Below are 15,282 nucleotides of genomic sequence, written 5' to 3' on the forward strand. Positions count from 1 at the left end.
TATTTAATGTTTATAAAAGAATCAACTTTAATCATAAAGATGGAAGTAAACAATGTATTAAATACAAAATTTAAATATAAAGTTACTGATATTTAAATATTTAAACATTAATCTTTAAAACTTTCGATAATTTATTTTTGAAATTTTATCTTTGCTTAGAAAATAATTTAACGTAAAGCGTAAGCTATCGTTTTGGTACAAGAAAACTGCGAATCTTCTTATGATAACCAAATCCGATAGACTTACGCCCGTGCCTTATATCGGCGTGGGCTAAGTCTTCCTTCTGGTTATCGGGTTCTTCGCAGTACCTCTTGTACGGATTGAGATTAGTACCACGCTTTTTTATTTTATAATGATAAATTATATAAAATATGAATATAACGCAGTTTTTACATTCTGAAAAAAAATTTTACGAGGGATTGATAGATAGACTGGATATTTTGATAAGCTTATGCGACGATTCTAAAAATATTGAATCCCTAAATAATGCTACTGACAATTTCACTTCAGGTAATTTTAATGTGTAAATCGTCAGCAAAAAGAGGACATTTGATATTAGAAATTTAAGGAGTGTTTTCATAAAAAGAGTAATTTTAATTATGGCAACACCGAAAAAGAAACCAACCGAAAAATTTGTAAAAGATATTCGGCAAAACACCCGCAGAATATTTACCGCAGAGCAAAAGATTCTAATCGTGATGGAAGGTCTTCGAGCTGAGACCTCCGTAGCCGAACTTTGCAGGAACCATAATATTGCACAGTCGCAGTTTTATGCCTGGAACAAGGAGTTTATGGAAGCAGGAAAGAAGCGCTTAAATGGAGATGTCGCTCGCGAGGCTACGAGTGATGACGTATCAGACCTGAAGAAGGAAAACGCACGTTTGAAAGAGATAGTGGCTGATCTGGTTGTTCGTTATGACATTGTAAAAAAAAGTTTAGACAGGCTGGATTAATCGATAAATATAGGAAATATATGAGATTATCAGCAGCCGAGAAATACGAAATCATTCAAACGGTGACCAGGAGTGAAATCGGTGTGAAGCGAACCTTGGAAAGTTTTGGAATCGCTAGAAGTAGTTTTTACAAATGGTATCAAAGCTACCTCGAATACGGCTATGATGGCTTGGAAACTACGAAAAGGGCAAACACAAGACAATGGAACAGCATTCCTGAAAGACAGAAAGATTTGGTGGTAGAAATCGCTTTGGAACACACCGAATTGTCTGCAAGGGAACTGGCCTACAAAATTACCGATGAGCAAGGTGTTTTTATTTCAGAATCCAGTGTTTACCGTATTTTGAAGCAAAGAGACTTAATCCCGGCCCCGAATCATTTTCTTCTTTCGGCAGCAAATGAGTTCAAAGACAAAACGGAATTTGTGCATCAAATGTGGCAGACAGATTTTACTTATTTCAAGATCATTGGCTGGGGATGGTACTATCTGAGTACGATTTTGGACGATTACAGCCGCTACATCATTCACTGGGAGCTATGCGATTCTATGAAAGCCGAAGATGTGAAACGAACGGTGGACACAGCCATTAAAAAAGCCAAATTAAAGACCAAAGTCAAACCGAAACTGCTATCAGACAACGGTTCCTGCTACGTCTCCAATGAGTTGAAAAGCTATCTGAAAGACGATTTAAGGATGAAACAGGTTCACGGAAAACCGATGCATCCGCAGACCCAGGGCAAGATCGAGCGTTATCACAGAACGATGAAAAATGTAGTGAAACTAAATCATTTTTATCACCCCGAGGAACTCATCCAGGCACTGGAAAAATTTGTAGAAAACTACAATAACAAGCGCTATCACGAGTCGATAAATAACCTAACTCCGAGGGATGTATACTTCGGAAGATCAGAACAGATTTTGGAAAAAAGAAAGCAGATAAAAGAAGAATCCATCCGAAAAAGAAGACAAATATATAATCAACAAAAATTAGTAAGTTTATAAACCGAAAATCCTCCTTAAGGATTTAAACCAAAATGTCTAAGTTGGTTTGAAGACGTACAATTTTAATGCTCAAATCTTGTTTATAATTAATAAGGAGAAAAGATTTTTACATAATAAAGAGATTGCTATAGCTATGCTAGATCACTTTAACAATAAATTTGATATCATCCAATTGCAGAATAAAATTTCTATTGTATTAAATAGAAAGCTGCCCCAATTTGAGGAACTTATTAAATATAAATATTCTAATGCTTACAAAGATACCGTATGGGGTAAAAAAGAATGGCTAGACAAAAATGGTATTCCTAAGTCTTTATACATGTATAAAATTAGATAAATTAGTCCCGCTACAGAGTGGGTGACTATAATTATTACTATAACATTAAATAATATTTCATAATAATAAATTTGCAGCATGATTACAGAGCATTCAATAAATAGCATTGCTAGCTAAATTTTTTCCTTGGTAATCCAATCTCATGCGAATGAGAGTAAGGTTTTCTATGAGTCCGCTCAAATCTTCTTTTATACGTTATTGACGATTTTGACGTCCTAAAGAATAGCATTCCTTCTATTTTCTATTTTCTCTCACAAGGCTGGAAAAATCATTTTAGGAGAACTAGAAGAAAATCCTGAATACAATTGCTGACATAATCCGCAGTTGCATTTAATTTTTTATATAACAACTTCATAAAAATTATATTATGTCAGCTATTTCAAATAAACCCAGAATTTTTATTACAGGTGCGACAGGCTATATTGGTGGCACCTTCCTTCACATAATGTTGGAGCTCGGGTACTTGGAGAACTTTACGATTTCATCATTAGTGAGACGACAACAAGACACGCAATCGATGCTCGATCTGGGAATTATTCCCATACTTGGAATATTGGCTAATTCTAAACTTATTAAGCAAAATGCTTCCGAATCGGACATTGTGTTCAATACTGCAAACTGCGATCATTTGGTAAGTGTCAAAGCTATTACTCAGGGTTTAATTGAATGATAGTATCAATAATTTTTTCCATCGTATCGTTTTTTGAGATTACTTTTTGTAGTTTAAAACTTCAACATATTTAAAATTGTCAACATCAATATCGGGATTAAATCTCTTAAATCCATTTATATCAGCGCTGGTTTAACCAATACTTTTCAGTGCAACAGTGGTACCCGTACTACTGGACCAACCATGCGGAAGCCCACGAAAAAAAAAACTACTTAGACCTCCTTGAAGCTGAAAAAATCAAGTATCTACAGCAAGTAATCAATAAAGGAATAGCATATTATTCTTATAATAGCAAGGCTGGTATTCCTATTAAATAGTGAGCTATTTAATAACTGATTTTTTTAATCAAAAATAAAATCCAAAATAAGGAAGGTTGAGCTCATTAATTTAAATATAGATTTAAATAGTACCACTTTTTGGGAGTCATGCTAAAAAAATAAATTCAAGACGTAGTAATTTGATTACTTCGCTATAGCATAAAAATCCCAAATCTCTTTAGAAATTGCTGCAATTACATTGATCCCACGGTCTAGCGGCCCTTGAAAATCAGAAAGAAAGACGGAAATAGCGAGATGTTTACCATTAGGTAAAGTAACGATCCCCATATCATTAAAAGCGGCCATCATCCCTTGTTTATTCATTCCCGAATAGCCAGTTTTATGAAATAATTCAGTTTCTGCTGGCAATTGCACCGTTATCCTTTTACTCCCATCCGGTAACTCGCGCATGATCTGAAACAGAAAATCATTGTTTGATTTAGAAAGCAATTTCTGGTCAAATAGCAACTGTAATAATTGCAACGAGCCGCCAGGCTTAAGCCAGTTTTTGTACTGCAATGACTTGTCTTTTTCCATTGCACCTTCTGTATACGCGATAGCAATATCTTTTACACCAGCACGGTGAAGATATTTATTTATAGCGGCCGGGCCACCAGCAACCTTTGTGATCAGAAAATCACAGGCATTGTTATCACTCTTTGTAACCATATACATAAGCAGATCGGCTAAGGTCACGTCCAGATCCTGATTCGGAAAATCTTTGATCATCGGACTATAGGTATTGATATCCAGGGATTCTTTAGGCATATGAAATTTTTGGTTGAGCTTAAGTTCACCTTTATCCACCTTGTCCAATACCGCAAAGGCAATCGGAAATTTAAACACGCTCATCATCGGGTACTCATGGTTCCCGTTAATCACAAAACCGGTTTTAAAATCCATTCCCATAACACCCACGCCAATTTTCCCTCCTGCAGTATCGATAATGTGGTTGATCTTTTCCTGTAACTGCACGAGAGATTTGTTTTCTTGACCGAACATAACTTGCGGGATAAGTATTAACGCTACGATAATGTACTTCATATTTTGGAATTTAATCATGTCATAAAAATATAAAAAATATGATACTTTGAACAACGTATAAATGTTAAAAAACCATAAAAAAGAACGTTAGTCAATCGGTAATTGTAAATCATCTAATCCATTCATTGACAACATCTAATCACTTTCCCTACTTAAACATAAGCAACTTAAGTCATGAACATTTTTTGATACAATGCGCAGCAATTGATCTTAAAATAAGATCAAGGTTTATGATGTAATAGTAAGAAAATTCTCATTTTTACAAACCTAGTAAACCCGCAATAATTACTAATAATACATCGTTCATACCCATTGTTAATTTTTACTTAGTACAAAATAACATCAATTTTTTGTCAAAATCAGTTTATTAATCAAAAATAATTAAACTATTTATTATTAATAACTTATTAGCCATTGAAAAAATGTATTTACAATCATTTTTAGTCGGTTATATTCTGAAATAAACGTAATTAGATTTAAATTCATTATAGCTTTTATAAAATTGATATTAGAATATTATTTTTTTTTATCGTTTTGTGAGATTTTTGTTCACCTTTCCATTAATTAGTATATGGATCGAATGGACATTGATTTAATTTTTTCCAAGAGGAATTACTAAATTCAAGATCAAAATTATCCATGCAGATATAACGAAATTGCCATTTTTTACTGTAATCATACTCAATAATCTTTTTCTAATTTTTATGCTCGTAATAGATTTTTTTCTATATTTACAATACAAATAATTACCTATGAAAAATATCAAACTTCCTCCACTATTTTCAATAGAATATCTCTTAATAATCAAGTAGATATTAATTTCCAGAGTATATAAAAACAGATTCAAAAAAACTAGTGTACTATTCTTTATTGTTGATGTATAAAAAGTGGAATATGCCTAAAGTTAATCTTGATAATGGAGATTATTATTTACTAAAATTGTATATAATAAGTCACACACTTTATAAAATTATTAAACTTAAAACGATATTACAATGAAAAAAGTAATCTTATCTTCCCTTTTATTATTGGGTGCTTACTCCTTCGCTCAAGTAGGGGTTAACACCAACACACCTTCCTCCACGTTAGATATAACAGCTAAAAATGCGACGGGTACCACAGATAATGTTGACGGCCTTTTAGTTCCTCGCGTAGACCGACAAAGAGCGCAAAGCATGACAACAATTCCGACTTCTACAATTATCTATGTAAATAGTATTGCGACAGGAGCAGCAACAGGTATAGCCACCAATATAGATGCTGTAGGCTACTATTTTTATAATGGCACAACGTGGATTAAAATGCCTGTGAATATTTACAATTCAGACGGTACTTTAACAGGAAACAGAACAGTAACTCAAGGGGCAAATACTTTAGCTTTTACGGGAACAGCTGTTAATGCTTTTTCGGTAGACGGAACTTCACTATCTGTAGATGCTACCAATCATAGGGTGGGTATTGGCACGAATTCTCCGGACGGACCTCTTCATATCGTAAGTACAGGATCAAATGCACTTATTAATGAGAGATTTGCTACAGGTACGGGTAGCCCTGCTTATCTTGCCTTAAGACGAAATGGAGCAACAGCTATTGGATCAAACGCAGCAGTACAATCAGGCTATTATCTAGGGGCTATTACATTTAATGGAAACTCAGGGACTGGATATACTACTAATGCTATTAATGGTAATAGTATGGTAGTATCTTCCGCTACAGAAAATTACACAGCAACTGCACAAGGTTCTAATTTAAGTTTCTGGACTGTACCTAGCGGAACAACCACCAATGTTCAAGCAATGATTATTACTGATACTGGAAATGTAGGAATAGCAACAGCTAGCCCTCAAACCAAATTGGATGTACAAACACCAACTCAACAATATGGATTTCAGCATACCGACGGAGCGGTAAGAGTAAGATCTTACATTGGAATTGGAAACAATGCGGGAGCCGGACTTTCTGGTTGGTTAGGTACTAATTCCAATCATCCACTAGATCTTATGACAAATGATCTTTTTAGAATGAGGATTACCACTAGCGGAAATGTCGGTATAAATACTGTAGCTCCTACATCTACTCTTTCAGTCAACGGATCAGCAGATAAACCCGGAGGAGGAAGCTGGGGAACGTTCTCTGATAAAAGAGTTAAAAAAGAGATTGTAGAGTTTAGAGACGGATTAAATGTTATTACACAACTAAGACCTGTTACCTATAAATACAATGAAAAGTCCGGATATAAAGATCTAGATAAACAATATGTTGGTTTCATTGCTCAGGAAGTAGAAAAAGCAGCACCATATATGGTAAATATTATAGACGATTCTGCAAAAAGTGGGTTGAAAGACAAAAGAGAGCTAGACGAAAGTGCATTGACTAAAATATTGGTGAATGCCGTAAGAGAGCAACAAAAGGAAATTGAAGATCTGAAATTGCAAGTAAAAGAAATGCAAAAATTATTGAAGAAATAATAAATTAATGTAAAATAATTTCAATACTCCCTCAAATGAGGATGTGAATAAAAAAATAAGGACTTTGATTTTTGTAATCTGAGCCTTTATTTTGTAAAAAAAAAAGAAAATCAGTCTGAAATACATTAAAATTTATATGTATATCCGTTTTCACGCATATTCTTGTAATACCTGCTATTAAAGGCCTTTTGAAGGTTCTATTACCAGAATATGTTTGATTTAGTATGTAAAATAAACTCATCTACATAGAATTAAAAATATTTTCGTTTAATTCCAGAGGCAATATCTTTAAAACAATACAAATAACTAACTGTTTAACAGTGTGTTATTTGTATTGTTGCCAATTACGGATATATATAAATTTATCTCAAAAAAAGTGAAAATTCAAAATTTCTTCTAAATCGTTACTCAATATTGTATAAAAGTTTAAAGACTAACATTATTACGGGTAACGACTATTCATTTATAAGTTGAATTAAAACATAAAAAAGGTTATTTCAAGTATATATGCATGATTATGATCTAATCACTTAGCCTAAGTGCACAACAGGTTAATCTATATATTATTCTCTTTGTGATTCACTGACTGTATTTTTACCAAATTGGCTATTACTAATTTAAGGGATCAACATATAATATAGTGATTTTAATAGATATGATCAATCAGAAAAGTTTTCGATTTTGCATCATATTCCTAAAACAATCATGTGTCGAAAAATTTTATAGTATAATTTGACCTTGCAACTATTTTTGAGACAAAATTTATATACTTTTCTTTAAGCTACATTTTTAGATTGATTAGACATTAAATTTTGATACTCTCGTATGGTTAAATTTCCTAAAGCTGAATGCCTTCTTTGGGTGTTGTAAAATGTTTCTATATATTCAAACACAGAGTTTTTGGCATGGTCTCTAGTTTCATATTTATTTTGATAAATAAGTTCCGTTTTTAAGGTCTTGAAAAAACTCTCCGCTACTGCATTATCATAGCAATTTCCTTTTCCGCTCATACTTCGAGTAATGTTTTTTCCGACTATTGACGTAAATTCTGTGCAGGCATACTGTATCCCTCTGTCCGAATGAAAAATTAAACTATCATGATCCTGTAAAGGACGGTGAAGTCGTGCCATTTTCAAGGCAGCAATACTGGTGTCCTGAGCTTTCATCGTCTCACTTAACGACCACCCTATAATCTTTCTGTCAAATAAGTCAATAACTGTAGTGAGATATAACCAGCCCTGACCTGTACGGATATAGGTAATATCAGAAACCCATACTTCTCTGCTGTTTTTAACCCGAAAATTCTGATTTAAATAATTTCTGGCAACAGGGTATCGATGAGATGAATTGGTAGTCTTCTTAAATTTTTTCTTTACAATACTTCTCAGGTCACCCTCTCTCATCAGTTTGGCAACAAAAGGGCGAGAAGCTCTTATTCCTTTTGATTCAAGTTCCCTTACAATCCGGGGGCTTCCATATCTGCCACGGCTCCAATGATAGATACTGAAGATCTCCGCAGATAAAACAGCTCTTCTTTCTGATCTCATAGTAGGTTTTCTTTTCTTCCAATGATAGAAACTGCTCCTGCTTACCTTTAATACCTCATACATCTTCCCGACAGGAAACACACTAGCGTGTTCTTTGATAAATTTATATCTTACCCGTCTCTCTTGGAGAAGATGCCTACCGCCTTTTTTAAGATGTCACGCTCAAGCTTTGTTTCTTCATGTTCCTTGCGAAGCCTTAGTAACTCTTCTCTTATGGGATCGGAGGAAATTTGTTTTTCCTTGGTAAGCCTACCTTCTTTGTGAAGCTTTAGCTTTCTCCAATTGACTAGACTTTCTTTGCAAATCCCCAATTCTTGAGCCACCAAAGAGACATTGCCTCGCTGTTAACTTAAAGATACTGCTTAGATTTTAAACTCTAAACTGTAATTTTTTCTGATCTTTTTCATACTCTTAAAGTTAAAGAGTATAAGAATTGTGTCCTAACAAAGTTAGCAACTCCACCTTTTGATTATGACAATTTAAAGCACATAATATTAAATATTGTGATAGTAGCTCGTCATTTTTACTTAATTATAAATTCTCTAAATGTTATATATTATAGAAAAAAAAACAACTTAATTAATATTTTTAACATATTTTTTTTAAATATAAACTAATAAAATGTACTTTTTTTTAGAAAAACAATTTTATATTAAAATTTTAGTACTTTTGTATATAAATATTAACACATTCAAAATGAAAAAATTACAATTTATGTCCATCATCATGGTAGGGTTTTTAAATGCACAAGTTGGAGTTGGAACTCCTAATCCAAAAACGTCTTTTCACGTTGATTCATCGAAAAATAATCCCACAGCAACTGATCCTTCAGCAGCTCAACAGACGGACGATGTAGCATTTACTAATATATCTGGAAATGCGGCCATAGGTATTGGTACAATAACACCTACACAAAGTATAGATGTGGTAAATGGTAATGTGCGAGTGCGTAGTATAGCGGCAAGTACAACTGGATCGACGGATAGATTGGTAGTTACGGATACCAACGGGATTCTAAGAACAGCCTCAGGTAGTAGCTTCTCCACAACAGATAGTGGAAATAGAGTTCTAAGAGTAACAGGAGGCACAGCACTTAATGCACAGACCAGTTGGACTAATAATACTTGGACAACCCTTATCCTAAATCCTGCCTATAATCCACTAAATTCTTACAATGCATCAACAGGTGAATTTACAGTTCCATCAGATGGTTTCTATTTAATTTATGGGGTGATTACATATAATCTACCATCTGCAGGATCCGGAACTTTTGATGGAACTCAAGGAATTGCTTATGGCGCTATTACGATAGATGGAGGCCGTATATCGACAACTACACTTCCTATTATTAGAGGAGTTAAGTCTCCCTCGGCTGTTAATAATTTAACATTAGCCTGTAATGCAGGAGTTTGGCTAAAAGCAGGAGAGAAGATTGCTCTTCAATTTCTAACTTACGGGACACCAAATATGGTTGCAAACCTTTCTGACCTCACAGTTGATAGAAATAGTTCCAGAATGGAGGTAAATAGAATATTTTAATGTTTTTCTATATAAAAATTTAAATTTATTACCATTTATAAGTTCTCTTACAAGTGAAAAGGCTACCCCAAGGGGCAGCCTTTTCTGTATCAATAAATTGCAATGTTTAATTATTTTTCCAACTCTCAGTATTGTCTGATTTATAATAGTAAGATCGGTCTTATCGCTTTTATCTTTCGAGATGTTTCTCTGTTCAACAACGAAAATATACTGAAAAAGAAATAAAAAGAGTTGTAAAGTAATTTTCAAAGAAATTACATGAAACCGACCGTATTTCTGTAATAATAAATAGCAATAGGTCTAACAATATTTGGTAATTCTTCCACAAGTTCTATATTTTGTTACACTCTAATCCTTCTACTTCACCGAATAATATACTAAAACCTATTATGGATGGACTCTCTGATCATAATGGAGTATTATTGATGATTGTCAAGTCCAAACAATACGTAACTATGGGATTGATTGGACAAAAGGAGAACACGAAATAAATGTTTCGATTCAATATGTTCCAGACGATTATGTTTCCAAAGCAAATCTTGTTTTTGTTAGACTTGACGGTAATTTATATTTTCCAATACAGGCTGATCTACCTCTAGAAGCTAAAAAACTTATCATTGAATATTTTGAAAATGAAATGAAATTTAGAAATAAGATCTTAGAACAAACCAATGATTATCATCAAGCAAAAATGTTTATGTCAATTCAAAGACTCTTTCACAAATCAAGAATAAATAAATCTTATAATCTATTAGAGACAGAAGAGTGTTTAAACTAAAATCATAGGTGAAAATAATATGGCTGCGAACAACTTCTATTAACATTTTTAAATATTTAAAAATATCAACTTATAACAATGATGACTACTAAATTTTGTTTTTATTTAAATATAATTATCGAAAGTTATAGGTAATATCACATTCTCAAGTAACTTTTTCATTTTAGCTTTCGATTAAAATTAACTTTGGATAATCAATACTGTAGGTTTCAAATTCCAATACATACGAACTGGCAATACGGATAACCTGCTGGCTTTTAAAATTATATAATTCAAATTTTGCAGAAAAACTTTTCACGTCATGTTGTTTGAACAACTCTTTGTACTTAAAAGCAGGTGCAGCCATCGGAATGCCGAGATCTTTTGCTTCTTTGCTTCGGGACACAACACAGCCATCGTTGTTGGAGAGCACCACAACGGGTTTGTTTTCAAGCGAAGGATCCAAAGTCCTTTCACACGAAACAAAAAAATTATTGCAATCTACCAGCGCATACATAATCTGATCACGGACATTTTATAGGACAAAATTATAACTTTTAAAATAGAAATTTATGTTTCTAAAAAACTTTAACATTATATTAATCAAATAATTACAATAGGTTGATTTTATTCAAAACACGTCGAGTTTTGACGCCAACTTGGTATAATTTTGCTTTTCAAAAACATACAAACTTATAATTATGGACAAAGTCAGCTTACAAAGAATCGAAAAACTTCACCCCGTCGTAAGAGAGGAAGTGAAGCAAATTATTAAAGAATGTGATGGTGCATTGACCGGAAGAGCAAAAATAAGAATTACCCAAGGTTTAAGGAGTTTTGAAGAACAGGAAAAACTCTACGCGATCGGAAGGCTTACCACAGGAAAAAAAGTAACGAATGCCAAAGCCGGACAAAGCATTCATAACTACGGTCTTGCAGTAGATATATGTTTAATGATTGACGGAAAAGTCGCAAGTTGGGATACTGCCAAAGACTGGGACAATGATGGCGTTGCCGATTGGTATGAATGTGTAAAAATTTTCGCAAAACATGGCTGGGACTGGGGGGGGAACTGGAAAACCTTTAAAGATCTGCCTCACTTTGAAAAGAAAGCCATTACGACCAAAAAGGGGTTGGTAAAAACCAGTTGGAGGACATTGTTAAAAATGGGCAGGGACAAAGATGGATACGTCATCCTATAAGCCTGCGAAATATTTTTATGCAAAATGATTTAGAAGAAATTATTAAAAAATTAATTTTCTACAGCAACGATTATGATGATCTTCCTGATTTCTTAGCTCATAAGAAAAATAAAAAAAACTTATGGAAGCTTCATTTCATTATTTCAGATTTACTATTATGGCAGAAGACTTTATTCAAAGAAAATAGTACAGACGTACCTTGTATCTTTAGCTGTAATCAATATTATATGCAGGATTACGAAATAACTGATTACAAAAATGTTATAGAAGATTCAGAGGAACTAAGCTTAATTTTCATTATAAAAAATGATATTATACAATTAAATCCTTCATTAACTTCGTTACAGATTATCGAAATCCGACAATTAATTGAAAATTTGATGGCAACATCATTCAGAGTCAAAAACTTAGAAAAAATAATGAAATAAATTCTCTAAAAAGAGAAATTTATTTTTAATACGACAAGTTCTGTCGCTTCCCACTCCTATCTTTGTATATCAGAAAGCACCAAAAGCAATATCAATAGAAAGCTAAAACCAATAGTAAAATTCATAACACTATTGGTTTTACTTGTCTAAAGTTGCCAAGTCTTTCTCTAAAAAAAGCAAAAAAATAACATGAAAAAAACAACTATTCTTTCTTTAGACGGTGGCGGAATAAGAGGGATTATTACCTGTATTATTCTACGCTACATAGAAGAGCAATTGCAGATTCATGATAAACCAAGCGCTAAACTTGGTGATTATTTTGATCTGGTAGCCGGAAGCAGCACAGGAGGACTTATTGCGTCTATTATTCTCTGCCCGGATGAACACCGAAAAGCAAAATACTCTATCCAAAAAGGATTAGAGTTATATGCCGAAAAAGGTGGTGACATATTTCAGGTATCTTTTTGGGAGAGATTAGTAAATCCTTTTGGATTGTTGAATGAAAAAATTTCTCAAGAAGCCCTTGAAAAAAATTTAAATGACTTTTTTGGAAATTTAGAATTAAAAGAATTAATAAAACCCTGCTTAATAACAAGTTATGATATAGAAAACAGAAGAGCAAAACTTTTCAACTCATGGAAAGCCAATTTGAGCACAGACAATTTTTATGTAAAAGATGTCTGCAGAGCAACCTCAGCGGCTCCGACGTATTTCAGTCCGGTTCAGATAAAATCGATGTACGGACAGATTTTCAGCTTAATAGACGGAGGAATGTTTGCGAATAATCCGGCACTTTGTGCTTACGCCGAAGCCCGAAAAACCTCTTTTGCGGAAGTTTTGAAAAATCATCAGAAAGCGAATCATCCTACTGTTAATGATATGATTATCATTTCTATCGGTACCGGTATTGAGTCCAGGAGCTATTCATTTAAAAAAATGGAAAAATCCGGAAAATTGGGATGGGTAAATCCTATCATTGATATTTTAATGTCTGCCAATGCAGAAACAGTTGATTATCAGCTTTGTCAAATGTTTCAGACACTAGGTCTGCGAAATCAGAAAAATTACTATCGACTAAATCCTTCGTTGAAAAACGCTTCTCCTGCGATGGATAACGTAAGAAGATCAAATATTGAGAATCTGATTCAGGCCGGATTAAGTTATATTGATGACAACAGAGATACTCTTAACCAAATTGTACAAAAACTCATTAAAAACAAAATATAAGCAATTTAACTTATAACTGGATCATATAAGCAATTTAGCTAATATTTTAAATTTAAAAATCTTTTCTAAACACGTCAAGTTTTGACGTTCTCCGCTTCTATCTTTGAAATAGAAACAAAGACACAAAAACAGACCATTAAAAACTTTTAAACTCTATTGAATTCAACATTTATAAATGCTGGACAGCCCGAAATATGTTCAACTTTTAAAACACCAAACATGGAAACACCAAATCACAAATCAGATATACTTTTCGATGAAGAGCTCTACACTATTGAGTGGAGCGACATCGAAAATGCAGAGATAGACTATGAAAACTATCTCAATGATATTGAAAATTTCTTCCGACAAGATTTTGAGAGTGATATTCTTGAAGAAGATATTTATTAAATACAATTTTTAAACACAATCCGTTCTGTGCTGTTCAGCATATCCTCAAAAACCAATAATCCTTTTTTATGTCTCACAACCTTTGAACTCACCATTCACACGATGTTGAACAGCCAGAACTGTGTTTAAATTAAAGATAAACCAATCAATTTTATTAAAACTACTAATAACAAAAATATATTATGACAACTAGAGAAAAACTAAAAAAATATTTTGAAGCCGGAGATAAACCTACCCAGCAAGAGTTTGAAGAGTGGCTGGATTCTTACTGGCATATGGAGGACTTAATTCCTCAGGATTCTGTTGATTTAATAGAAAAAGCCGTACCATGGATCATGGACGGTGTACTTTATAGTAATTCGTTATCAATCACAATTCCATCCAATGTGAAAAAAGTTGCAGATGAAGCATTTATGAACAAAGGTACTGGTCGTTATATCAGTGAAATCAAATTTAAAGAAGGAGTGGAAGAAATTGGAATCCGTTCTTTTAATGGCCAACCCGTAACTAAGGTAAAAACACCATCAACCCTGAAAAAAATTGGCGAAGGAGCGTTCACTTTCTATCTTTTTGAAGAGATAACTTTAAATGAAGGATTGGAATACATTGGAAAAGTTGCCTTTGCCACTTTCGTATCGTCAATTAAAAGTTTATACATCCCTAGCACTGTAACCTATGTAGGAGAAGATGCTTTCAAAATTTCTTCCCTTGAGACAGTTTCTGCCCCTGCAGGATTAGATTTAAGTATTTCAGGTATTCCGGCATCAAAAATAATCTATCGATAAAATCATGACAACAAGAAATCAACTAAAACAATATTTTAAAGCCAATAAAAAACCGACTCAACAAGAATTTTGGGAATGGCTGGATTCCTATTGGCATCAGGAGGAAGACTTAATCCCACAAGATTCTGTTAATTTAATAGAAAAAACTATACCCTGGATTTTAGATGGTGTACTTCATAGCACTGGATTATCCATCACATTTCCACCAAATGTTAAAAAAATTGCTGATGAAGCATTTATGAATAAAAACAATGGCCGCTATGTTCTGGAAATTAAATTGAATGAAGGATTAGAAGAAATTGGGATTCGCGCTTTTAATGGGCAGTTTGCAACCAGAGTAAAAACACCATCAACCCTGAAAAAAATTGGAGAAGGAGCGTTCTCTTATTTCCTTTTTGAAGAGATAACTTTAAATGAAGGATTAGAATATATTGGAAATGATGCATTCGGTACCTTCATATCTCCAATTAAAAATTTATACATCCCAAGTACAGTAACATTTGTTGGTCAGGATGCACTAAGGCTTCCCTCTCTCCAAACAGTTTCTGCTCCGTCAGGATTGAATTTAAGCATCTCAGGTATTCCGTCTTCTGCAGTAATAACTTATCGATAAA

14 protein-coding genes and 1 pseudogene are annotated in these 15,282 nt (G+C 33.4%); 12 read left to right on the top strand and 3 right to left on the bottom strand.

Annotated elements, in window-relative coordinates; translation table 11 throughout:
• Positions 1 to 599: 599 nt before the first annotated feature.
• The 4 genes from M2373_RS06870 to M2373_RS06885 all read left to right on the top strand — a co-directional run bounded on the left by M2373_RS06870 (position 600) and on the right by M2373_RS06885 (position 3,281).
• Positions 600 to 1,957, top strand: a protein-coding gene (locus M2373_RS06870) for an IS3 family transposase (protein ID WP_409013191.1) whose coding sequence is annotated in 2 segments (ribosomal slippage) — positions 600 to 935 and positions 938 to 1,957 — 1,356 coding nt in all. Because the reading frame shifts where the segments join, the coding sequence is not laid out codon by codon here.
• 46 nt (positions 1,958 to 2,003) lie between these two features.
• Positions 2,004 to 2,294 (top strand): hypothetical protein, encoded by a 291-nt coding sequence (locus M2373_RS06875; protein ID WP_259108931.1) that lies wholly within the window; start codon positions 2,004 to 2,006, stop codon positions 2,292 to 2,294.
• A 367-nt stretch (positions 2,295 to 2,661) separates the two neighbouring features.
• On the top strand, positions 2,662 to 2,964 hold the full coding sequence (locus tag M2373_RS06880; protein WP_259108933.1) for an NmrA family NAD(P)-binding protein: 303 nt from the start codon (positions 2,662 to 2,664) through the stop codon (positions 2,962 to 2,964).
• A 149-nt stretch (positions 2,965 to 3,113) separates the two neighbouring features.
• The gene (locus M2373_RS06885) at positions 3,114 to 3,281 is read left to right on the top strand and encodes a hypothetical protein (protein ID WP_259108935.1); all 168 of its coding nucleotides are present in this window, start codon (positions 3,114 to 3,116) and stop codon (positions 3,279 to 3,281) included.
• 144 nt (positions 3,282 to 3,425) lie between these two features.
• Here M2373_RS06885 and bla read toward each other — a convergent pair whose 3' ends face one another.
• Positions 3,426 to 4,325, bottom strand: a complete 900-nt coding sequence (bla, locus tag M2373_RS06890; protein ID WP_259108937.1) for a class A beta-lactamase — start codon at positions 4,323 to 4,325, stop codon at positions 3,426 to 3,428.
• A gap of 995 nt (positions 4,326 to 5,320) precedes the next feature.
• On the opposite strand from bla, the gene M2373_RS06895 reads away from it, so the two are divergent.
• Positions 5,321 to 6,793, top strand: coding sequence for a tail fiber domain-containing protein (locus M2373_RS06895; RefSeq protein ID WP_259108939.1), 1,473 nt, complete (start codon positions 5,321 to 5,323; stop codon positions 6,791 to 6,793).
• 776 nt (positions 6,794 to 7,569) lie between these two features.
• Here M2373_RS06895 and M2373_RS06900 read toward each other — a convergent pair.
• A pseudogene (locus M2373_RS06900) lies at positions 7,570 to 8,481 on the bottom strand (IS3 family transposase); the annotation flags it as partial.
• A gap of 480 nt (positions 8,482 to 8,961) precedes the next feature.
• Between M2373_RS06900 and M2373_RS06905 the strand changes: the two are divergent.
• Positions 8,962 to 9,879 (top strand): hypothetical protein, encoded by a 918-nt coding sequence (locus M2373_RS06905; protein ID WP_259108941.1) that lies wholly within the window; start codon positions 8,962 to 8,964, stop codon positions 9,877 to 9,879.
• A gap of 941 nt (positions 9,880 to 10,820) precedes the next feature.
• Here M2373_RS06905 and M2373_RS06910 read toward each other — a convergent pair.
• Entirely contained in the window at positions 10,821 to 11,153 is a 333-nt protein-coding gene (locus M2373_RS06910) for a hypothetical protein (protein WP_259108943.1), read from the bottom strand.
• Between the two features lie 184 nt (positions 11,154 to 11,337).
• On the opposite strand from M2373_RS06910, the gene M2373_RS06915 reads away from it, so the two are divergent.
• The 6 genes from M2373_RS06915 to M2373_RS06940 all read left to right on the top strand — a co-directional run bounded on the left by M2373_RS06915 (position 11,338) and on the right by M2373_RS06940 (position 15,281).
• A complete protein-coding gene (locus M2373_RS06915) occupies positions 11,338 to 11,838 on the top strand; it encodes a M15 family metallopeptidase (protein ID WP_259108944.1) in 501 nt (166 codons plus the stop codon).
• A 17-nt stretch (positions 11,839 to 11,855) separates the two neighbouring features.
• Positions 11,856 to 12,266 carry a hypothetical protein gene (locus M2373_RS06920; RefSeq protein WP_259108946.1) on the top strand — a complete coding sequence of 137 codons (411 nt, stop codon included), beginning with the start codon at positions 11,856 to 11,858 and terminating at the stop codon, positions 12,264 to 12,266.
• Positions 12,267 to 12,455: 189 nt separating this feature from the next.
• On the top strand, positions 12,456 to 13,493 hold the full coding sequence (locus tag M2373_RS06925; protein WP_259108949.1) for a patatin-like phospholipase family protein: 1,038 nt from the start codon (positions 12,456 to 12,458) through the stop codon (positions 13,491 to 13,493).
• Positions 13,494 to 13,712: 219 nt separating this feature from the next.
• Entirely contained in the window at positions 13,713 to 13,883 is a 171-nt protein-coding gene (locus M2373_RS06930; protein WP_259108951.1) for a hypothetical protein, read from the top strand.
• Between the two features lie 182 nt (positions 13,884 to 14,065).
• Positions 14,066 to 14,668, top strand: coding sequence for a leucine-rich repeat domain-containing protein (locus M2373_RS06935; protein ID WP_259108953.1), 603 nt, complete (start codon positions 14,066 to 14,068; stop codon positions 14,666 to 14,668).
• A gap of 4 nt (positions 14,669 to 14,672) precedes the next feature.
• A complete protein-coding gene (locus M2373_RS06940; RefSeq protein WP_259108955.1) occupies positions 14,673 to 15,281 on the top strand; it encodes a leucine-rich repeat domain-containing protein in 609 nt (202 codons plus the stop codon).
• Position 15,282: the final 1 nt, after the last annotated feature.

Source organism: Chryseobacterium sp. JUb7 (assembly GCF_024806495.1).
In the GTDB taxonomy this organism is placed as follows: Bacteria; Bacteroidota; Bacteroidia; order Flavobacteriales; family Weeksellaceae; genus Chryseobacterium.

Bases quoted from the DNA above. Each gene is read 5' to 3' on its own strand.
- M2373_RS06880 (WP_259108933.1), top strand. From the start codon at position 2,662: ATGTCAGCTATTTCAAATAAACCCAGAATTTTTATTACAGGTGCGACA.
- bla (WP_259108937.1), bottom strand. From the start codon at position 4,325: ATGAAGTACATTATCGTAGCGTTAATACTTATCCCGCAAGTTATGTTC.
- M2373_RS06895 (WP_259108939.1), top strand. From the start codon at position 5,321: ATGAAAAAAGTAATCTTATCTTCCCTTTTATTATTGGGTGCTTACTCC.
- M2373_RS06905 (WP_259108941.1), top strand. From the start codon at position 8,962: ATGTACTTTTTTTTAGAAAAACAATTTTATATTAAAATTTTAGTACTT.
- M2373_RS06910 (WP_259108943.1), bottom strand. From the start codon at position 11,153: ATGTATGCGCTGGTAGATTGCAATAATTTTTTTGTTTCGTGTGAAAGG.
- M2373_RS06915 (WP_259108944.1), top strand. From the start codon at position 11,338: ATGGACAAAGTCAGCTTACAAAGAATCGAAAAACTTCACCCCGTCGTA.
- M2373_RS06920 (WP_259108946.1), top strand. From the start codon at position 11,856: ATGCAAAATGATTTAGAAGAAATTATTAAAAAATTAATTTTCTACAGC.
- M2373_RS06925 (WP_259108949.1), top strand. From the start codon at position 12,456: ATGAAAAAAACAACTATTCTTTCTTTAGACGGTGGCGGAATAAGAGGG.
- M2373_RS06930 (WP_259108951.1), top strand. From the start codon at position 13,713: ATGGAAACACCAAATCACAAATCAGATATACTTTTCGATGAAGAGCTC.
- M2373_RS06935 (WP_259108953.1), top strand. From the start codon at position 14,066: ATGACAACTAGAGAAAAACTAAAAAAATATTTTGAAGCCGGAGATAAA.
- M2373_RS06940 (WP_259108955.1), top strand. From the start codon at position 14,673: ATGACAACAAGAAATCAACTAAAACAATATTTTAAAGCCAATAAAAAA.